Below are 20,096 nucleotides of genomic sequence, written 5' to 3'. Positions count from 1 at the left end.
ATGTCCTCCGCAACGCAATTGGCCGTAAGGGCCATCGCGGCTCCTCAATTAGACCGTATGTGCCTCGTCCCCGACGACCACTATCGATCCCGAAGGGACCAACGACCTGGCTTTGGTTCGCCTCGGAGCGGCATGATGTAGTGACTCAACCGAGGAGTGGCGATGCGATCGGTTAACGCGGCACACTCCATCCTGTTCGCGCTACCACTCGGCTTCCCCAGCGCCAGCACTTTGACGTACGACTTTCTCTCCCCGGTCGCCGCGATCGTCGTCGGTGCGTTCGTTGCGCGGATGATCCACACGCTGATCCGTCGCCGCCGTGCGGCGGCTCCCGCGATGGCGGTCGTGCCCGGCGGTCTTGACCTGGCCTCCGGCAGCTCGCGACGGCAGCGGATCGTGCCCGCCGAACTGCCCCCGCCGCCCGGCCTGCTGGCTGGCCGGGACCGTGAGTTGGATGAGATGTGTGACCACCTGGCCCGGCCCGACAGGGACGGCGACGCTCTGATCGTCATCCACGGTGAACCCGGGGTCGGGAAGACCGCGTTGGCGATCAGGATGGCCCACCTGGTGTCGGACCAGTATCCCGACGGGCAGTTGATGCTCCGGTTCGACAGCTCCGACGACCAGTTGACCGAGGACCGGTTGGAGACGTTCGTGCGGGCCCTACGTGGGCCACGGGAGGTCATGCCGGAGCGCGCGGATCTCGGCCGCTGGTACCGGGACTGGACGCGGCGCCGGCGGGTGCTGGTCATCCTCGACAACGTCGGCGACCCGGACCAGATCCGACCGCTGTTGCCGGCCGGCCCCGGGTGCCTCACCATGGTCACCGCCCGCGGCGCGGTCCCCGGGTTCCCTGGACAGTTCCCGGTGGCGCTGGAGCCGCTGCGGGACGAGGCGGCCACCGCACTGCTCGACCGGCTGGTCGGGGGCGACCGGATCGGCGCCGAACCGGCAGAGGCGAAGCAGATCGTGGCCGCCGCGGCCGGCTATCCGGTGGCGATCCAGATGGCCGGGGCGGTGCTCGCGGTACGCAAGAACTGGACCCTGGAGATCGCCGTCCGGCGCATGCGGGACATGGCCACCGATCCGCAACGAAAGAAGGTCGTCGCCTTCTCCGGCATCCTCGACCTGGCCTTCGCCCTGCTCACCCTCGAGGAGCGGGAGGCGCTGGTCCTGCTCGGCCTGACCGACCGGCGCCGGGTCGAGCGGTGGATGCTGGCGATGCTGTTCAACGGCGCCTTCGCCGACCGCACCATGCCCGAAAACGTCGCCGGCCGGTTCCTCGACCACCTCGCCTCAGCCCGGTTCGTGGAACGTCGGGTGGACGACCATTCCGGGCTGCTGACCTTCCGGGTACCGGTCTACGTCCACGCCTACGCCGCCACCCATCTCGGCAGCCACCTGACGCGGCCGCAGCAGCAGCGCGCCCGTCGGGGACTCTCCGAGGGACGGCGCCGGCGCAACGAACGCAACGCCGACGATTTCCTGCGCCGGACGGTCTTCGCGTTCCTGGACCGGGGCGAACTCGACGCCGCCCTGAACTCCGCCCGAGAGTCGCTCGCGTTCTGCCGGGAACGCGCCGCCGCGCTTTCCAGCAGCGACTCCGGGGCGCTGGCGCTAGCCAGCGAGGAAGGTCTGACCCTCGCCGCGCTGGCCGAGGTCAACGCCGAACTCGGCTGGATCGACGAGGCCATGACCTACGCCGAAGACGCCGGGAAACGCGGCAGTCAGTCGCCGCGCACGCTGTCCCGGGCACTGCGGGTGAGCGGCAGCCTGCGCCGGCGGCTACGCCAACTGCCGCAGGCCGAGGCGGACCTGCTCGCCGCCGAGCGCAGCGTCCGGAACGCCGACGACCGCGACGAGCACATCCGGGTGCTCTCCGAGTTGACCGCTCTCCAGGCGCCGCTCAAGGACCTGGAGGCGGCCACCCAGTACCTCGACCAGGCTCGACGGCTGTGTGCGGGCGCGGGACCGTCCGGCGTGCGGCAACTGCCCGCGGTGCTGCTGGCGTACGCGCAGGTGTTGCGGGAGTGCGGGGAGCTGGCGGCGGCGGCCACCACCCTCGCCGAGGCCGAGCTGCTCACTGGTGACCCCGACGGCTTGCAGCGGCTCCGCCGGCCGTGGATCCGGCTGTACCGCGCCCTGACCCTCCTCGACCTCGGCAAGTACGACCAGAGCCGCGAATTCAGCTCCGCGGCGTTGGAAGGGTTCACCACGTTGCGGCACCGCTACGGCAGCGGCTGGGCGCGGCTCGCCCTGGGCCGGGCGCACCTCGCCGACGGGAACCTCAACGGGGCCGCCCCGGAGCTGGAGGAGTGTCATGGGACGTTCCGCCGCTGCGGGGACCGCTGGATCGAGGCGGAGTCGGCGACCTGGCTGGCGGTGGCGTACCACCGGGCCGGGCGCGGCCAGGAAGCGGTCGACCTGCTCTCCGCTGCCGAACAGGCGTTCTCGAAGCTCGGTGACGAGCAGGGCGTACGGCGGGCAGGCCGGCTGCTGTTTGAGGTGGAGTCCTCACTGCCCGCTCAACCGCTGAGACCGTTGCCGGGTGTCCGGGAGTGGCTGGCCGCGGTCGGCCGGCAGCCGACCGATCCGGCCGGCACCCGAGCGGGAATCTGATGCTCTCCAACCGGTCCAGATGGGATGGCTTCCTTGTCGTTACGCTGGTTGATCCGGCGGGCACGCCGACGCCTCAGGCGGTTCCGGCTTCTGATCGCCGCTGCGGTGACCGTGCTGGCCAGCGTGCTCGGCACCGTCTACGACAAGATTCCCGCCGACCTGCAACTGGCGGCGCTGCTGGTGATAGGCGCGTTCGGCGCGGCCGCGGTGATCCTGGTCGAGTCGCCGGAGGCCAGTTACGAGCAGTCGCTTGTGGACCCGCCCTCCGCCCGCAAGAGCAAGCGCGCCAAGCCTGCCCGACCGCGCCGGGACCGGACGGAGCCGCGCTTCCGGTTGGCCCAATGGCTGGGCTGGTGGCGCAACCAGGTGGTGCCCACCCTGCCGCCCCGCGACGAGCTCTTCCGGGGCCGCGAGCGTGAACTGGCCGACCTGCAGGGATTGCACGACGTGCAACGGGCGGCTCGCACCGGCGGCGTACGGTCGATCTTCCGGCGTGGTGGACGGCGGACGGCGGACCGACGCGGAGCCGCCGGACCGGTGATCCTGCTCCTGCACGGAATGCCGGGGGTCGGCAAGACCGCCTTGGCCGACGAGTTGGCCCGGCGGCTGGCCCGGCGCTACCCGCACGGGCAACTGTTCGTGAACCTCGGCACCGGTGGCGCCGCCCGCACACCGATGGAGATCCTCAAGGAGCTCCTTCTGGCGCTGGGCTGGAGCGACATGCCCGACACAGCGGTCGGCCGGGCGATGGTCTTCCGGTCGCTGACGGCGAAGAAGAGGATCCTGTTCATCCTGGATGCCGCCCGCAATGCCGACCAGGTCCGGCACGTACTGCCGAGCGACTCCGCCGCCGCCGTGATCATCACCTGTCGGCGCGGCATGACCTGGTCCGACCCGCTGGCCGAACCGTCGTACGCGTTGGGCCTGCCAGACGACGACGAGGCGCTGGCCATCTTCCGGGCCGTCTCCCGGACCGCCGAGAGCGTCCGGCCGGAATGTGCCGCCGAGATCGTGTCGCTGTGCGGACGGCTCCCGCTCGCCGTCCGGGCCGCCGCCGAGCGGGTCTCCAACGACGGCGCCGACATCTGTCAGATCGCCGGGCTGCTGCGCGAGCCGCGGTCCCGGCTCGGCTGGTTGGACCGCCCCGGTCGGTCCCTGCGGGCCCACCTCCAGACTGAGTACGGCCGTCTGCTGCCGAAGGAACAGCAGGCGCTGGCCATGCTCGCGCTGATTCCGTCGCCCACCTTCGTGCCGTGGGTGCTGGGTCCGCTGATGAACCTGCCGCCGGCCGAGGTGGAGGCCCTGGTCGACCGGCTGTCCGCGGCCCAACTGCTCGAAGACCTCGGCATGGACGAGGTGTCGGAGGTGGCCCGGTACCGGCTCCACCCGCTGGTCCGGCTGTTCGCCAGCGCACAGGCCGCCCGGATTCCGGCGCACGAGCGCGAGTGGGCGTTGGACCAGCTCACCGCTGCCTACGTCCAGGTGGTCAGCGCGGTGCTCGCCGTCCTGCACGACGACTTCGTGTACGCCGGGCCGATGGACTGGCTCGCGCCGGATTCGAAGTACCCGCAGCGGATCGCCGACCATCCGGAGGCCTGGGTCCGGGCCGAGTACCCCAACCTGCTGCGGGTGTTGGACGACACCGCGGCCCTGCCGGACACCGGTTTCGGCACGCAGCTGCGCTGGCGGGTCGGCGCCTGGCTGGACGGCTGTGTCGCCGAGGGAGTGAGCTCGGCCGCGACTCTGGCGGCGTACGCCCAGGCGGCCCGCGCCGCCGAGCGCGACGGCAACGTCCTCGCCCAGGTGGACGTGCTGCTCGCCAAGGGCACCTTCCTGGTGGCCGTCGAACGGTACCGGGACGCCGAGCAAGACCTGGACCGGGCGATCGCGTTGTCGCACCGGCTGCTCGGGGACCGGTCGGCGGCGCGCGAGGAGGCCGAGCGCCGGATCGCGATCGCCCTGCGGAAGATGGGTGAGGGATTCCTGCAGGCCGCCGCGTACCAGCGCGCGGTCGAGAAGCTGGAGGACGCGCTCGCCCGGGCCGAGACCATAGGGGACGGACCGGCGCAGCGACTGATCCGGATCCTGTTCGCCGAGGCGCACCACGTCGACACGGCAGAGGCCGTCTACGACGAACTGCTCGACCCCGGGCTTTCCGACGCCACCCGCTACCGGATCTATCTCTCCCTGGCCGAGGCGGGTCGCCGACGGGGGGACTGGCAGTCCGCCAGTGACTACCTCGGTCAGGCCGCCCGGCTGGTCGACGGGGACCTGCGCCGGGTCGCGAACGTGCGGTACCGGACCGCACGTCTCGCGCTCGACCAGTACGAGGACGGGACCGGCGGCGGCGACGGTCGCGACCCGGAACTCGCTGCGACCGCGGTCCGGCGAGCCGCCCACGCGTTGCTGACCTTCCGCCAGATGGGCAACCCGCTCGGGACGGTGCGGACCCAGTGCCTGCTGGCCCGGGCGATCCTGGCGATGGGCCGGCCGGTGGAGGCGGACCACGTCGCGCACGCGGCCGAGGGCGAGCTGGCCGCGGTGCAGGGATCGGGCGAGAAGCCGGAGGTACTGGCTCCGCTCACCGCGCGGCTGACCCGGGTCAAGGGCGAGATCCGGCTGCGCGCAGGGGATCGGACCGGCGGGCGGCAGCTGTTGATGGACGCCGCCATGACGTTCGGCGAGCTGAAGGACTGGGCAGGGCTGCGCGCGGTGCTCGGCCTGCTGGAGGAGGTCGCCCCGGCCGGGGCCGAGGCGCCCGGCGTCGGACTGCCGGTGGTCGTCCCGGTCGACGGATGGCCGGGGCGCGGTCCGATGCCGATGGGCGGCGGTCCGGTCAACTTGTCGCCGGCTGTCACCGATCGCCTGGCGGCCCGCCTGAGCAGCCAGGTGGTCGACCGGGTGCAGGATGAGCTCCGGCTGACGCTCACCCCGGCCGAACCGGTCGCGTTCCGCGGTGCGCTCGGCGCCGGGCTGACCGGCGCCGAAACGGCCCACGACGAGGAGCTGCCGCCGACTTGGCGCATCCCGGTCGGCGAACTGTGCCACCTCACGGTGCTCGTAGCGACCGGGCAACCGGCCTTCGCGGACGAGCCGGGGCGGCGGCCCGCCCTAGCCGGCCCGCGGGTCTGGCGCCCGCTCGCCGTCAGCACCGGCGTCCGGGCCGACGACGTCGACCTCACTCTGTTGGTCGACGCGCCGTTCGTCGACGTGTCCGACCCGGAACTGCGTACCACCTGCCGGGTCGAGGGCGGACTGGCCCGCTTGGACAGCACCCTGCGGATCGGCGAGCCCGGTGCGAACGAACTGCGAATCACCCTGCTGTCGTCGGGTCGGCTTGTGCAGTCACTGCCGATCCGGCTGCTGGCGGTAACCGGGGAGGAGAGCGTGGGTGGACCTGCCACTGTTCCGCTCGCCTGAGGTGACGGCCCGGACCACGGTCACCGACAAGGGCATCTGCCTGCGGCTCACCGCGGCCCGCGGGCCGGCGCCGACTGACATCCAACTGGTCGACGCGGATATCGTGCGCGAACATTGCGCCAAGCTCGGGAAGCGAGTCGGTCGGATAGCCGCGAGTTGTCGGCAGTGCTGGCCGGTGGCGACCGACGCCGCGGGCGAGGCGCTCGGCAACCTCGCGGCTGCCGGGCGGATATTTCTCTTCGACGTGCTACACGACCCGCAACGGGACTTCCCCCGGTTGTCGCTGTTCCTGCAGGCGGCCTGCCCGACCTGGCAGAGCAGGCAGAGCCGTACCCCGTTGATCCACGCCATCGCCGAGACGGACCAGTACTTCCCCTGGGAGTTGTTGCCGTTGTTCGCGCCGACGTCGACGGTGCGGGCCGGCAACCAGGCAGAGTTGGAACGGGCCGCGCTGGCCTTCCCTGGCTTCGCGGCTGTCGTCGAACGCCGCGACCCGGACCACGTGCCCGATTCCACCTCCCTGAACGGCTGGGACGGACTCCCGATCCGGATGGTGTACGACGCCAGTTTCCCGGGTGTACAGCAGGAGGTGGGCTTCTTCCGGGGCAAGGATGCCCTGTTCCTGCTGAAGGGGCCGTACCCGAAAGACAGCGACGACCCGGCGGCACCGACGCTGGCGCAGCAACTCTGCGACCCGGCGCTGGGGCTTGACCACAACCGGGACGGCCCGCTCGACCAGGTGGTGCACTTCTCCTGTCACTGCCAGGCAGCCGACGGCGACACCACCCGGTATGCCTACCACCTCTCCGACGAGCAGGGTCGAAAGCTGGTGGTACCGCTGGAGGAACTCGCCGAGGAGATGATGCGGATCTGGGCCGCCGAGATGATAGCCGCCCGACCGGGGTCACGACCGGACATGCCGTTGGTGTTCCTGAACGGCTGCGGCACCGTGGCGATGGACCCGACGAGCGCGGCATCGTTGCACAAACCGTTCCGGCACAACCGCAACCGGGGCATCATCGGCACCATCGCGAATGTGCCGGACCGGATCGCCGCGGAGATCTCGAAGTGGTTCTACCTGAACCTACTTGTCGAGCGGCACGACGTAGGGCAGGCACTGCACGAGGCGAAGTGGCGGCTGCTGCAGGACCGCGGCAACCCGCTTGGACTGCTGTATTCCATCCACGCGTACGCGGGCCTGCGGATCGAGCCGGTTCCCACGCACGCCGGTCCCGCCGACGGAGGCGCCCGATGACCAGCCTGTTGAGCAGTCTCTGGCACGAGACCCGGGGTCGGTTCGACCGGCTGCCGGTCTGGCTGCCCGGTGCCCGAATGGAACTCGGCGACGTCGGTGTCTTCGACGACGGGGGTTGGGTGAAGCACACCACCCTGGACGCACTCGGCATCCCCTTCACGCCGGACCTTGCCGGCGTTCCGACCGGCTACGACTACGCCTCGCAGGACGGCGCCCAGGTGAGTACCTGGCTGGCGGCCGACGGCGACCCCACGGTCAGCGGCATCGCCCAGGGCAACGCCGGGCTGCGGATCCGGTTCTCCCGGGCCGGGGCGTTCGTCCTGAAGGCCGACGAGGTGACCGTCCAGAGCCTGGCCAACCTCGCCGAGGTCGACCGGCGGATTCTCGCCCGGCACCGGGCCGGGAGGTGGGAGCGGGGCTGGGTGCTGGTGAGCGAGGTGGCCCGCGGCGGACCGGCGATCACTGTGGTCTCGGGCAGTTCCGACGGCGAGGCCTTCGTCGACCTCGGCGTGACGGCGGCGGTCGCCGGCCAGCCGCTGGCGGCCGCCGGCGCGGGGATCGCCCTCGGTACCCGGCGGGGCCTGGCCGGCTACTTCGTCAGCCCCACCGAGACGACCCTGCTGTGGCGGGGCCGCTGCGTACGGGATCCCTGGTGGTCGTCGAAGGCCTCGATGAGCGACCGAGGCGACCAGATCCACGAGGAACTGCCGGTCGACGGCAGGGGACTACATGTCGTCGAGATCGAGCACCTCGAGGACGTACCGACCGACGACCGGTAGTTTCGGCGACCAAGCCGGATCGCACTCCGACCTGGCGGCCGAAGGGCGCGACCTGCTGCAACAGATCGAGGACTTCACCAGCACGCCTTTAAGGGCACTTCCCAGGTAAGGCAAGATCGGGGCAGGTACCCCGTGACGTTGAAGGGCCGCGCCGTCATCCCGCGAGAGCTCCGCAGCGACGACGCGGCCCCTTCGTTTGCCCTCATAGGCGACGAACGTGTGACCCGCTGGCTCTCCTTCGATATATCTGCTGCTGACGGGGCGCGGCGATCGTGAGCGGGTTCCCGCGATCGTTGGCGGCCCGGTGCGAGGCACGGTCTGGGGGAGCAGCGGGGTGCTCTGAGCGGCCTTGAACTGCTGGCTACGTCGGTTTCAGCTGACACCGGATGTCGGTCTCTGTCGACTCCAGAATCGATGGTGCCTATCGGATGTCGATGGACGTCGAAACCGCCGATGACGCGTAAGTACCAGTTCTGACTTATATAAGTTGTACCTGGTATGATCCTGGGTCGTGCACGCGTTCGACATCCTCGGAGACCCGGTGCGCCGGCGCATTCTGGAGCTGCTCGCCGACGGTGAGCAGACCTCTGGGGCGATCACAGACGTGATCCGGGCCGAGTTCGCACTGTCCCAGCCGGCTGTCTCGCAACATCTGCGCGTTCTGCGGGAGAACGGGTTCGCGTCGGTCCGGGCTGAGGGGGCTCGCCGGTTCTATGCCGTCGACCCCACGTCGCTGAGCGAGGTTGACGTGTGGTTGGACCGGTTTCGCGGGTTCTGGGATCAGCGGCTCGATGCCCTGGAAACTGAGCTGACCCGTGGCAGGCGTGCATCCCGGACCCCAGGTGTTGGCAAGGCCGATCCGCCAGCGAAAGGAACATGGCATGAAGGACGTACTGGATGAACTGGCCGCTGTGCGCCGGACGATGGGCACAACGACCCTGCCCGCCGCCGACGCGTACACGATTGAGCTGCGGCGTTGCTACGACGCACCGGTCGACGAGGTGTGGAACGCCATCACCGACCCCGAGCGGCTGGGCCGCTGGTTGAAGCCAGTCACCGGCAACCTTCGGCTCGGGGGGTCGTTCGAACTGGACGGCGGTGAGCACGGCGAAATTCTCCGTTGCGACCCGCCGCGGCGGCTGCGGGTGTCCTGGCTCTTCGGGCCGGAGGCTGACGAGTGGCCGGGTACGAGCGAGGTCGAGGTGCTCCTGTCCCCGAGCCCTGCCGGGGGCACCGAGTTCGAACTGGTTCATGCAGCGGCAGTCGGGGAGCCCATGTTTCCGACCTACGGCCCCGGTGCCGGTGGCGTGGGCTGGGACTTGCATCTCCTCACCCTGGCCCGGTTCCTAGCCGACGGCGAGGCCCCCGATCACGAGGAGTTCCAGACCTCGCCCGCGGGCCGCGAGTTCGCCAGGCGTAGCGCCGTGGCATGGGGCGAAGCTCACCTGGCCGCCGGCGGCGATCCGGATCACGTGGCGGCCGCGGTCGAGGCCACCACGGCGTTCTACGTCCCCGGAGGCAACGAGCGATGAAGTACACCACCTCGATCGAGATAGACCTGCCCCGCGAGAAGGTGGTCCAGCTGATATCCGACCCGGCGCAGATGCCAAAGTGGCTGCGGGGCCTGGTGCTGCACGAGCCGACAAACGGGGTGCACGGCCACCTCGGGACCACCTCGCGAGTCGTGATCCAGATGGGGAAGCAGAGGATGGAAGCTACCGAGACCATCACACGCGTGGATCCCGCAGACCTGCACTCCATCCCGAGCTCGGTCGTCGTGCACTACGACCGCGAGATCGTCGGCGAGGGCATGTGGCAGGCTCAACGCGACCGGATCATCGAAGCCGGTCCGAACACGACACTGTGGGAGAGCGAGAGCGAGTTCCGGTTCGACGGACTCCTGATGCGGCTGGTGGCGCTGCTCATGCCTGGCTCGTTCCGCAAGCAGTCGCAGCAACACATGCAGGACTTCAAAGCGTTCATCGAACAGGGGACGGACGTCCGCCAAGGGCCAAACTGATTGATCGGGTCTTAGGCATCTGGTGGGGTGAAGCGAGGGAGTACGCCGTGGAGCTGCGTCTGCGCATGTCCGGCAAGGCTCGAGATTTCGTCGAGCAGGTACTGCACGAGATGCTGGTGCGCTTCCCGATCACTCGGGACGAGGCGGTCACTGCTCCCAGGATGGCTGCCGCCGGCCGGTGCCACGGCTCGCCCAATGCCACGCCAGCAGGCCTGCTGCTGATCGATATGAAGCGTTGCGGGTGAGCTTGCTGGAGTCCGCCGCGGGGGCGGTGTCCGCTCATGCAGATGAGCGAACGGTGCCGGTGTCCGCTCAGCAAGGCTGCTGTGGTTAGCATCGTTTGTGACGGATCTCCATGTACTTCGTGTGTTCTGCGGTCCCGGCGGTAAGTACGGAAACCAGCTCGGCGTTGTTCTTGACGGCCATGCCGTGGCCGCTGGGCAGGACCGCCAAGCCGTGGCCGCGCGGCTGGGCTTCAGCGAAACCGTCTTCGTCGAAGATGCCGGCACAGGGGTAGTCGATATCTACACGCCGAGCGTGCGGCTGCCGTTTGCCGGGCATCCCCTGGTCGGCGCGTCCTGGTTGCTGAGTCGGCTCCGGGGAAGGCCGGAACTCCTGCGCCCGCCGGCGGGCGCGGTGCCAACCTGGCAGGACGGCGAGTTCACCTGGATCAGGGGTCGCGCGCAGTGGGTGCCCGGCAGGCGCATGCAGCAGTACGCCTCAGCCGAGGAGGTTGACGCGCTGCCGTGTCCGCCGCCAGGTGATGGGTGGTTGTACGCGTGGGCGTGGCAGGACCGTGCCGCCGGCCGGGTGCGTACCAGGGGATTTCCCCGCCGGGGCGACACCATCGTCGAGGATGAAGCCACCGGAGCGTCCGCGATCGTGCTCACCGCCGAGCTACGCCGTGCGCTGGACATCATGCAGGGCAAGGGATCGCAGATCCTGACTCGACCAGGTCCGAACGACGCCATCGATGTCGGCGGCCGGGTCATCCTTGAGGAAACCCGCTCCCTCTAATTGAGCCACTCCCACGGCGGTGGCGAGCGGCGGAGACAGTCGTGACGGCCTTTGCCAAACAATTGGCCAGCTTCTCAAAGAGTTCGTTCGGCGTGTCGTAGTGCTCGTCGTCCGGCCGAGGTGCGTCATGCCGAGCCGGCCGGCAGACGGCCTGGGAGGCACGGTTGTCCGGATGCGTGACCGCAATGATCGTCTGACCGAGGTCGGACGCACACGCCGCAGCAGAGCACTCCAGCCAACAGTTGGCTCGAAGAGGACGTGTCGATTGCCACCGTCGGGAACGGGTCGCACGCATTGAGCGACCTGCTGGATCAGACGTTCGAGGCGATCCACTTCACCCGCTGAAGCCATCACCGGCTCGGTCATCGACACTTCGCGCTGACGTTGCGTGGCTCGATGCGGTCCAACTCCCCATGCCACCGATCAACATCAACGTCCGCCACGCGCGGATCTACGAACAAGAGTCGAACTCGGTTCGCCTACCGCATTTGCAGTGCTAGTGGGCGATGAGCCCGGGGTTGATTCGTTGTCGCAGATCTCCGCAATACACGTCCTCTTTCGTACCCACGATGACGTGGGGGACGAATGATGAGACGGTTCTCGTAGGCAGGCAGCGGCAGGCGTGACACCTGACATGCGCGCCTGCCGCATTGTGCACCTTCAGTCTTTCGGTGCGACCCGGATACGGTTCCCGTCAGGGTCGGCTGCGAGGAAGGTCAGGCCGAACCCCGCGTCGTGCGGCTCTTGCAGGATCGTGACGCCCTTGGACTGCCACTGCTTGAAGATCGAGGTGATCTCGTCGGGTCGTCCACCCTCGATGGCCAGGCAAACCTCACTGGTACGCGGTACGTCGGGCGACAGGTCCTCGAACTGACCGGACCACAGAGCGAGGTCAGCGCCTGGCCCGAGGTCGAAGGTGATGTATCCCGAAGTCTCGAGCGAAGGGCTCATGCCGAGGAGGTCGCCGTAGAAACGAGCTGCGGCGGGAGCGTCGTTGACGTAGACGATGGACACGACGGAGGTGGTCATGGTTGTTCCTTCTCGCTGGTCGTAGGTACGCATCCACCAGCCTGGCCGGAATATGCGCCGCATCGTGTCGCAATTTCTTGAGAAACTTGGTGTGTGACCCCGGACCGGTTCTTCGCCCTGATGCTGCTTCTCGAGTCGAGGGATGGCGCGACCACCCAGGAACTTGCGTCGGCGCTCGGGGTTTCCCTTCGAACCATCAACCGGGACCTGAACTGGCTCCGCGACGCCGGTCTGCCGGTGACCGCACACCGGGGCCGCCTCGGCGGGGTGACCATGCTGCCCGGGTCCGGGCTCGACCTCACGCGACTCACGCCTGACGAGCGTGATCATCTCTCGCTCATCGGGCTGGATGAAAAGCAACGTGCGGAGCTCGACGCATCGGTCGAAAGTCGGCGCGTGCTCGCCAAGATCGCCGCTACCCAGTCAAGTCGAGTTCATGATCTCCTGCCGCTCCCCGACGTAGTGCACGTGGACAGCCGTCCCTGGCTCCAGACACCAGCGTCCGGTACGACTCCGGCTTCGCTGATCGGCTCAGTGCGGCGAGGTCTCCGGCTACGAATCGAGTACGACAGCCCACGCGAGTCATGCCCACGCGAGCTAATCGTGGATCCCTACGGGCTGTTCGCCAAGGCCAGCATCTGGTATCTCGTCGCCGACTGTGCCCGAGTGCCACGGATGTACCGACTCGAACGGATCACGATGTGGAAAGAAGTCGACCAGCCACGACGGATCCGCGAGAACCAGACCCTGGCCACCGTCGCTGCAGCGCTCATTGACCAGTGGGCGCACAACCACGCGATCGAGGTCGACGCCACCATCGACCAGACCCAGATCGAGCGAGCGCAACGGATCTTTGGCCTACGACTCGTCCGGGACGACCATGAAGAATCCGTCACCGGCCATCAGGTGACAATTCGCTTCCTGCACCTGGAGGACGTGCGAGCATTGCTGCCGTTCGGGAACGCCATCACGGTGCACGGACCCACCGAAGTCAGGGCTCACCTCCGCGCCCTCGCTACCGACCTTGCTCGCCACTATGCGCCGTCACCAACGTCCTGACCGGCAAACGCCCACGACCACGTCCCGTGACCGCTGGGCCGAGCGCGACCACGTAACCCACGTTCTCGTGCCCGAGCGTGTAGGGGCGGTCCTTGTGCGGCACGAACTGCACGCCATGGTCCATGATCCCTAGATCGGTACGACGCAGCCCGGCCGCCGCCATCTGGATCAGGACCTCGCCGAAGCTGGGCTTCGGCACGGGTATCCGCGACCATTGCGCGGAACTGTGGATCGATGGGATGCGGTAGGCCAGCGTCGTATCGTCAGGCATGTTGGCGACTCTGGCTGGTTGTAGGGGCTCTCGCAGGCAATCCTGTGGCGTGCAGCGGCGCGGGGGCGTGGCTCCAGGTCACGACCTGGTCGAGAGCGGCGTCGAGCGTGTCCCATTGGAACTGGTAGCTCTGCGGCGTAGCAGTTCCGAACCACACCACAGACCGAACCCGGTGATCGACAGAACAACTCCCAGTGCGGTGGCGCCAGACCATCCTGTGTGGCCAAACAACAACCCTGACAACGCCGATCCGATTGCGCCGCCCAAGAAGACGCTGCCGATGAAGACCGTGTTGATCCGGGATCGAGCGTCGGGTCTGAGCTGATAGATCTCCTGTTGGCTGAGAACCAGGTTGCCCTGGACCGCGAGGTCGAGCAGGACACCGGCGATCGCCAGGATGACGAGGTTGTGCGCGCCGAGCCCGGCGATCGCCATCGAGACCGTGGCGAGTGCGAAGACCGCGCCCGTGGCCGGTCGGCCGAGGCCGCGGTCGCCGAGGCGCCCGGCGATGGGCGCGGCCCCGGCGCCCGCAGCGCCCACCAGGGCGAAGATCGCGATCTGGGTCTGGGAAAGGTGGTGCTCCTTGATCAACTCGTAGGCGATCGGCGTCCAGAACGCGGAGAACGTCGCGAACATCAGAGCCTGCAGCGCTGCGCGCCGACGTAATGCCGGCTCGGTCCGGATCAGATTCACGATCGAGGCCATCAGGCTGCGGTAGCCATCGGTGTGGTCCGGCTTGCGCTTGGGCAGTGTTGTCGCCAGCACCACCGCCAGGATCAGCATCAGCACTGCCGAGACGACGTAGACGGAGCGCCAGCCCCAGAGGTCGGCGAGCAGGCTGGAGACGGTGCGAGCCAGCATGATTCCCAGCAGCAGGCCGCTCATGACCTGTCCGACGAACCGGCCGCGCTGGGCCTCGGGTGCCAGGTGCGCCGCGAACGGGACCACGATCTGCGCGACGACAGCCGTGAAACCAAGCAGCACCGAAAAGACGAGGAAGATCGGCAGGTTCGGGGCGATCGCGGCCAGTCCCGCCGCGATCGCCGTCACGATCAGGACCCGCGACGCCAGGGCGCGGTTCTCGATCAGATCCCCGAGGGGCATCAGCACGATGATCCCGGCCGCGTAGCCGAGCTGGGTCACCGTCACCACGGCCGCGGCCGAGCTCTCGGTGGTGTGAAAGGCCTGCGCGATCAGACCGAGGAGCGGTTGCGAGTAGAAGATGTTGGCCACGGACAGGCCGGAAGCGGTGGCAAGGATGAAGGTGAGCACGCGAAGGCGGCTCGTGCTGAGGCCCGAACTTGTCGGGGCGGGGTGGACCTGAGAGCTCATGCTGCGGTTCCTGCCGATCGATGGTGGCTCGAGCGCCTTGGGCGGACGAGCTTGCGGCTGGCACCATGAGAATGACCATTCTCGCCGCTGGCCTGTAGTCTAGAGAATGGTCATTCTCATCGGCAAGGGAGGGGTACGGTGCCAGCAGCGACCGCGGCCCAAGAGGTCATGCGTGGGCAACTACTCGACGCTGCCGAGCGGGTCTTCTACTCGCGCGGCATCCAAGCGGTGAACATGAACGAGCTCCGGTCTGCTGCCGAGCTGCCACTCAGGCGCATATATCAGCTGTTCCCCAGCAAAGACGACCTCGTCGTCGCGTTCCTCCGACGGCGCCACGACCGCATGATGGCCGCCATCGAGGACTACGTTGCGGGTGCCCAGCCACCGCAGCCACGGGTGCTGGCGATCTTCGACTACCTCGACGAGTGGTTCCGTGAACCCGACTTCCGCGGGTGCCCCTGGATGAACGCATACGGTGAGCTCGGTCCGACCAACCCCGCTATAGCGGCGGAGGTCCGTCACCATCAGCGAGCGTTCCGCAAGCTCGTCACTGGCATCGTCACCGAGGCCGGCTACACAGTTGACGTCGCGAGCGTCATCTATCTGTTGGTCGAGGGGTCTGTGGCGACGGCAGCGGTCCAGCACGCCGCCAGTCCAGCGGGTGAGGCTCGACGCGGGGCAGAGATACTGCTGACGAGCGATCCATCTCCTACCCGTCGCGTCGGCACGCGGTAGCCGGCCGCATGTTCCCGTTTCCGTCCGCCTGAGCCGACTTCATGACAGGACGCGATCGACGAGATCCTCTTGCTCGCGTGCGTGTCGCTTGGCCGAGCCGGTCGCGGGAGCGGCCGAAGCGGTCCGAGAAACCAGCCGGAGCGGTCGGGGCAGGCTTGGCGCGAGTTCGGAGAGCAGGAAGGTCCATGCGCCCTGGTTCTTGGGCTCTTCCTGCGCCCAGACGATCTCAGCATTCGGGTAGGCCTGAAGGCGCCGGTTGAGTTCATCGACGGGGAGCGGGTACAGCTGCTCGATGCGCAGGATGGCGATGCTGGGATCGGGCCGTATCGCGAGTCGTGCCAAGAGATCGTAGTAGAGCTTGCCCGAGACGAGGACCGCCCGTCGCACCGCGCTGGTATCTGTCGAACGCCCATCGTCGAGGACCGGCTCGAAACGGCCGCTCGTGAACTCGTCCAGGCTGCTCGTGGCGGCGCGCATCCGCAGCATCGACTTCGGCGTCATCACAACCAGCGGCTGGCGAGGTCGCGTATGAGCATGCCGGCGCAAGAGGTGGAAATACGACGCGGGACTCGACGGTTGAGCGACCGTCATGTTCTCCTCCGCGCAGAGCTGTAGGAAGCGCTCGATTCGCGCGGATGAGTGATCCGGCCCCTGGCCTTCATAGCCGTGGGGGAGGAGGAGCACGACGCCTGAACGCTGACCCCACTTCTGCTCGGCGCTTGAGACGAACTCGTCAATCACGATCTGCGCACCGTTCACGAAGTCTCCGAACTGCGCCTCCCACAGGACAAGGGCCTCCGCACGCTCGGCCGAGTACCCGTACTCGAACGCGAGCGCCGCGTACTCGCTGAGGAGAGAGTCGTATACCCAGAACCTCGCCTGGTCCTGCGTGAGATTCGCCAGCGGCGACCATTCGTCGCCGGTGGCACGGTCGTGAAGGACCGCGTGACGCTGAGCGAAGGTGCCGCGCCGCGTATCCTGCCCAGCCATTCGCACCGGAGTACCCTCGGCCAGCAAGGAGCCAAGCGCGAGAACCTCGGCGAAGGCCCAGTCGACCGCACCCGAACGACTCATCTCACGGCGCTTCTCGAGCAGCGCCTGCAGCTTCGGATGGACCGTGAACCCGTCGGGCTTGTTCACGGACGCGTCGCCGATCAGCTCGATTGTCGCGGTCGAGACCCCGGTCGTCTCGGGCTCGGTCACCGCCTCGTGCTCACGTGCCATCATCCGCTCGAGTTCTGCGACGCTTGCGGCGCCCTCCGGAGGCACGGTGATCGTGCCGGTCTCGGCCGCCTTGGTCTCCGCGAAAGCGCGTTCCAGCCGAGCCTGGAAGTCACGGTCGGACGCCTGGCACTCATCCGCGCTGATGTCGCCGCGCCGGCGCAGCGCCTCGGCGTAGAGCTCACGCACCGAGTGTTTGGCCTCGACGAGGTCGTACATCTGGGGCTGGGTCATCGACGGCTCATCGGCTTCGTTGTGGCCGCGCCTGCGGTAGCAGATCAGGTCGATCACGACGTCTCGGTGGAATCTTTGGCGATAAGCGAAGGCCAGTTCTGCGACTCGCACGACCGCCTCCGGATCCTCGCCATTCACGTGGAAGACGGGCGCCTGCACCGTCTTCGCCACGTCCGTGGAGTATGTCGAGCTTCGGCCTGCTTCGGGGAGCGTCGTGAACCCGACCTGATTGTTGATGTTGATCCGGACCGTGCCGCCTGTGTGGTACGCGGGCAGCTGCGACATCTGCAGTGTCTCCACCACGACGCCCTGACCCGCGAATGCGGCGTCGCCGTGAATCAGGACGGGGAGAATGCCGAAGTGGGCTCCACGATCCAGCTTGCCGCGCACGATTCCCTCCAGCACGCCGTCGACGGCTTCGAGATGTGAGGGGTTCGCCGCGAGGGACACCGGGATCTGTTCGCCTTCGACGCTGCGGTAGGTACCTTCGTTCCCGAGGTGGTACTTGACGTCGCCGGAGCCTTCGTCTCCGCTGTTCATTCCCTCGAACTCGCGGAAGAGTTGCCCGTAAGTCATCCCGGCGATGTTGGTGAGCACGTTGAGCCTGCCGCGGTGCGCCATGCCGATCGCCACCTCCTCCAGGCCGGCGCGTAGCGACTGCCTCATGAGCGTGTCCAGGAGTGGAATAAGTGATTCAGCGCCCTCCAGACTGAAGCGCGTCTGCCCTACGTACTTCTTCTGCAGGAACGTCTCGAAAACCTCAGCCTCGGTGAGCTTGCCGAGAACACGAAGCTGTTCGGACTTCGACGGCTTGGCGTATGGCCGTTCCACATGGGCCTGGAACCAGTGCCGTTGCGCCGGATCGGCGATGTGCATGTATTCGATGCCTGTCGTGCGGCAGTACGACTCGTGGAGCACTCCGAGGATCTCGCGTAGCGGCGCCGATGTCCCTCCACCGATTCCAGTCGTCGCAAACTCACGATCGAGATCCCAGAGGCTCAGGCCGTGGCTGGCCAGCTCCAGGTCCGGATGAGACCGCTGGCGATAATCGAGCGGATCGACGTCCGCCATGAGATGGCCGCTGACCCGAAACGAGTTGATGAGGTCCTGCACCCTGGTTGCTTTGTCCACGCCGCCCTTGACCTCGGTCCCGAGGTCAGCAGCCCAGCGGATCGGCTCATACGGGATGCGGAGCGCAGTGAAGATTGCATCGTAGAACCCGTGACCGCCGGTCAGGTGCTCGTCGATCAGCTTGAGGAACTCGCCGGATCCGGCCCCCTGGATGACGCGGTGATCGTAGGTGCTTGTGAGGGTCAGGGTCTTTCCAACACCCAGTGCGGCCAGCGTCTTCGGCGACGCTCCTCGAAACTCGGCCGGGAGATCCAGCGCCCCGACGCCGATGATCGAACCCTGGCCGCGCATCAGCCGGGGGACGGAGTGCTTCGTTCCTACTCCGCCCGGGTTGGTCAACGAGATCGTGACCCTCTCGAAATCGCCCGCGGTGAGCTGGTTCGCACGAGCCCTGGAAACCAGTTCCTCATAGGCCGCGACAAACTCGTCAAAGCTCATGGCGTCGGCCTGCCTGATGGCGGGGACGACGAGGGATCGGTCCCCGCCCGCTTTCGAGATGTCAATGGCGATGCCGAGGCTGACGTGAGAGGGCGTGAGGGCCGAGGGCCGTCCGTCGATCTCCTGGTAGTACACGTTCTGGCTCGGGAGTTCCTTGAGTGACCGCACCACCGCCCACGCGACCAGATGGGTGATGGAGACTTTGCCCCCGTGCCTCCTGCGGAGATGGTCGTTGATGACCGTGCGGTTGTCGACCATCAATTTGGCCGGGACCGTCCGGACGCCTGTTGCGGTCGGCACGGACAGGCTGGCGTCCATGTTGAGCGCCAAGCTCTTCGCCGTTCCCCTTAACGGGGTCGCGGCATCCCGCACTTCGTCGGTCGCTTGGGCGGACGCACGTCGCGTCTCGGGCGGGTCCGTGGGAAACGGCTCTGATCTGATCGGTGTGGACGCCGTCCGAGACGATCGGCCGTCTGCGGCTGCCAGCGAAGGGTCGTGTTCTTGGTTCGTTGTCACCACCGGCTCGTAGCTCTCGAGGGTCGGCCACCAAGACCGATCCACCGAGTCGCGATCAAGCAGGAACTTCTCGTACATCTCGTCGACAAGCCAGTCGTTGACGCTGTATTCACTGGACGGCTTGCCTGCCGCCCCGGTCGTGCTTACCGACACGATAGGTCGCTTCTTCCCCATTTTTTCCGCGCGGCATCTCCGCACGGAGATTAGAGTTCCGTGTGTGGATCGGGCAGAGGGCTCGCGGGCTCGCTAGAGGTCCTCGATCGTCGCGTCGATGATCCGGAGCACGCGGCTCTGATCCGTCCGAGCCTTCACTAGCAGGCTCGTGCCGATTACCGTTGTCAGTAGCGCGCCCGCCTCCGTGGCGGCGTCGCGCACCGTGTTCAATTCTCCGTCGCGCTGTCCACGTTGGATTGCCTGACGGAAGGCATCCTCAATCCCGACGAACAGACCATCGGTGACGTCCGTCACCGCTCGATCGGCGCTTCCCAACTCGGCTGAGGCGTTGACAAGAAGACAGCCTCGATCGTGGTCGCCGTATCCCGTAAGAACCTCCACCGCCTCTCGCAACTGGAGGCGAACCGGCGCGGCGCTTGAGAAGTTCTCCGAGAGGAATTTCATTCGCCATGCGCTGTACCTCGCAAGCGACAGGAGGAACAGGTTGTGTTTGCTCTCGAAGGTGTTGTAGAGGCTTCCTTTGCCAATTCCGAGCTCGGAAGTCAACGCTTGTGGCGTTGTAGCCGCGTACCCATTGCGCCAAAAGAGCCCCATCGCCGTCTCGACCGCGGCGTCCGCATCGAACTGCATGGGTCGTCCCATGCGGCCAACTGTAGACCGTTCTGTACCTGCGGGTCAACTACGGTCTCATCGACGCCCGGTGGCGCAGAATTTTTCGGCCGATGGTCGCGGCGCGCGTTGCGCAGGAGGCGGCGTCGGGACCGGGGCCGCCATTGGGCCGGCGTCAAGTCCGTGTCGCGCCCTGGCTCAGCACAATCATTACCGAAGGGCCGGGCCGAGGGTCGG

16 protein-coding genes and 1 pseudogene are annotated in these 20,096 nt (G+C 67.6%); 11 read left to right on the top strand and 6 right to left on the bottom strand.

Going from position 1 to position 20,096, the window contains the following annotated elements:
- Positions 1–162: 162 nt before the first annotated feature.
- From HNR20_RS03915 to HNR20_RS03875, 9 genes are all read left to right on the top strand, one after another.
- Positions 163–2,619: an AAA family ATPase gene (locus HNR20_RS03915; protein WP_184176530.1), complete on the top strand. Its 2,457-nt coding sequence runs from the start codon at positions 163–165 to the stop codon at positions 2,617–2,619.
- A 33-nt stretch (positions 2,620–2,652) separates the two neighbouring features.
- Positions 2,653–6,039, top strand: coding sequence for an NB-ARC domain-containing protein (locus tag HNR20_RS03910; RefSeq protein WP_189062299.1), 3,387 nt, complete (start codon positions 2,653–2,655; stop codon positions 6,037–6,039).
- Entirely contained in the window at positions 6,011–7,294 is a 1,284-nt protein-coding gene (locus HNR20_RS03905) for a CHAT domain-containing protein (protein ID WP_184176526.1), read from the top strand. The genes HNR20_RS03910 and HNR20_RS03905 overlap by 29 nt, the downstream gene beginning before the upstream one ends.
- A complete protein-coding gene (locus HNR20_RS03900; RefSeq protein WP_184176524.1) occupies positions 7,291–8,073 on the top strand; it encodes a hypothetical protein in 783 nt (260 codons plus the stop codon). Before HNR20_RS03905 ends, HNR20_RS03900 begins: the two co-directional genes overlap by 4 nt.
- Positions 8,074–8,584: 511 nt before the next feature.
- On the top strand, positions 8,585–8,974 hold the full coding sequence (locus HNR20_RS03895) for an ArsR/SmtB family transcription factor (protein ID WP_184176522.1): 390 nt from the start codon (positions 8,585–8,587) through the stop codon (positions 8,972–8,974).
- Complete coding sequence (locus HNR20_RS03890; RefSeq protein ID WP_184176520.1) at positions 8,955–9,605, top strand: SRPBCC family protein; 651 nt, start codon at positions 8,955–8,957, stop codon at positions 9,603–9,605. Before HNR20_RS03895 ends, HNR20_RS03890 begins: the two co-directional genes overlap by 20 nt.
- A complete protein-coding gene (locus HNR20_RS03885) occupies positions 9,602–10,093 on the top strand; it encodes an SRPBCC family protein (RefSeq protein ID WP_184176518.1) in 492 nt (163 codons plus the stop codon). Before HNR20_RS03890 ends, HNR20_RS03885 begins: the two co-directional genes overlap by 4 nt.
- Positions 10,094–10,140: 47 nt before the next feature.
- Complete coding sequence (locus tag HNR20_RS03880; RefSeq protein ID WP_184176516.1) at positions 10,141–10,338, top strand: hypothetical protein; 198 nt, start codon at positions 10,141–10,143, stop codon at positions 10,336–10,338.
- A 97-nt stretch (positions 10,339–10,435) separates the two neighbouring features.
- Positions 10,436–11,110 (top strand): PhzF family phenazine biosynthesis protein, encoded by a 675-nt coding sequence (locus HNR20_RS03875; RefSeq protein ID WP_184176514.1) that lies wholly within the window; start codon positions 10,436–10,438, stop codon positions 11,108–11,110.
- Here HNR20_RS03875 and HNR20_RS32110 read toward each other — a convergent pair.
- Positions 11,082–11,321 (bottom strand): annotated as a pseudogene (locus HNR20_RS32110) (GNAT family N-acetyltransferase); the annotation flags it as partial. The gene HNR20_RS03875 and the pseudogene HNR20_RS32110 sit on opposite strands and share 29 nt — an antisense overlap.
- 449 nt (positions 11,322–11,770) lie before the next feature.
- A complete protein-coding gene (locus HNR20_RS03870) occupies positions 11,771–12,172 on the bottom strand; it encodes a VOC family protein (RefSeq protein WP_221309691.1) in 402 nt (133 codons plus the stop codon).
- 60 nt (positions 12,173–12,232) lie between these two features.
- Between HNR20_RS03870 and HNR20_RS03865 the strand changes: the two genes are divergently transcribed.
- On the top strand, positions 12,233–13,198 hold the full coding sequence (locus HNR20_RS03865) for a helix-turn-helix transcriptional regulator (protein WP_184176510.1): 966 nt from the start codon (positions 12,233–12,235) through the stop codon (positions 13,196–13,198).
- Here the strand turns inward: HNR20_RS03865 and HNR20_RS03860 are convergent.
- Together HNR20_RS03860 and HNR20_RS03855 are read right to left on the bottom strand one after the other, a co-directional pair.
- Positions 13,155–13,469, bottom strand: a complete 315-nt coding sequence (locus HNR20_RS03860; protein ID WP_184176508.1) for an alcohol dehydrogenase catalytic domain-containing protein — start codon at positions 13,467–13,469, stop codon at positions 13,155–13,157. The genes HNR20_RS03865 and HNR20_RS03860 overlap by 44 nt on opposite strands.
- Before the next feature lie 78 nt (positions 13,470–13,547).
- Positions 13,548–14,741 (bottom strand): MFS transporter, encoded by a 1,194-nt coding sequence (locus tag HNR20_RS03855; protein WP_229687158.1) that lies wholly within the window; start codon positions 14,739–14,741, stop codon positions 13,548–13,550.
- Positions 14,742–14,939: 198 nt separating this feature from the next.
- Here HNR20_RS03855 and HNR20_RS03850 point away from each other — a divergent pair, with 198 nt between their 5' ends.
- The gene (locus HNR20_RS03850; RefSeq protein WP_184176504.1) at positions 14,940–15,536 is read left to right on the top strand and encodes a TetR/AcrR family transcriptional regulator; all 597 of its coding nucleotides are present in this window, start codon (positions 14,940–14,942) and stop codon (positions 15,534–15,536) included.
- A gap of 39 nt (positions 15,537–15,575) precedes the next feature.
- Here HNR20_RS03850 and HNR20_RS03845 read toward each other — a convergent pair whose 3' ends face one another.
- A complete protein-coding gene (locus HNR20_RS03845) occupies positions 15,576–19,229 on the bottom strand; it encodes a multifunctional oxoglutarate decarboxylase/oxoglutarate dehydrogenase thiamine pyrophosphate-binding subunit/dihydrolipoyllysine-residue succinyltransferase subunit (RefSeq protein ID WP_229687157.1) in 3,654 nt (1,217 codons plus the stop codon).
- A 93-nt stretch (positions 19,230–19,322) separates the two neighbouring features.
- The gene (locus HNR20_RS03840) at positions 19,323–19,892 is read right to left on the bottom strand and encodes a TetR/AcrR family transcriptional regulator (protein ID WP_184176500.1); all 570 of its coding nucleotides are present in this window, start codon (positions 19,890–19,892) and stop codon (positions 19,323–19,325) included.
- Positions 19,893–20,096: the final 204 nt, after the last annotated feature.

It is taken from the genome of Micromonospora parathelypteridis (assembly GCF_014201145.1).
GTDB classification, from domain to species: domain Bacteria; phylum Actinomycetota; class Actinomycetes; order Mycobacteriales; family Micromonosporaceae; genus Micromonospora; species Micromonospora parathelypteridis.
The sequence above is the reverse complement of the archived record's forward strand: the minus strand, read 5'-3'. Positions and strand labels throughout refer to the sequence as shown.

Bases quoted from the DNA above. Each gene is read 5' to 3' on its own strand.
- HNR20_RS03915 (WP_184176530.1), top strand. From the start codon at position 163: ATGCGATCGGTTAACGCGGCACACTCCATCCTGTTCGCGCTACCACTC.
- HNR20_RS03860 (WP_184176508.1), bottom strand. From the start codon at position 13,469: ATGCCTGACGATACGACGCTGGCCTACCGCATCCCATCGATCCACAGT.
- HNR20_RS03900 (WP_184176524.1), top strand. From the start codon at position 7,291: ATGACCAGCCTGTTGAGCAGTCTCTGGCACGAGACCCGGGGTCGGTTC.
- HNR20_RS03890 (WP_184176520.1), top strand. From the start codon at position 8,955: ATGAAGGACGTACTGGATGAACTGGCCGCTGTGCGCCGGACGATGGGC.
- HNR20_RS03870 (WP_221309691.1), bottom strand. From the start codon at position 12,172: ATGCGTACCTACGACCAGCGAGAAGGAACAACCATGACCACCTCCGTC.
- HNR20_RS03840 (WP_184176500.1), bottom strand. From the start codon at position 19,892: ATGGGACGACCCATGCAGTTCGATGCGGACGCCGCGGTCGAGACGGCG.
- HNR20_RS03885 (WP_184176518.1), top strand. From the start codon at position 9,602: ATGAAGTACACCACCTCGATCGAGATAGACCTGCCCCGCGAGAAGGTG.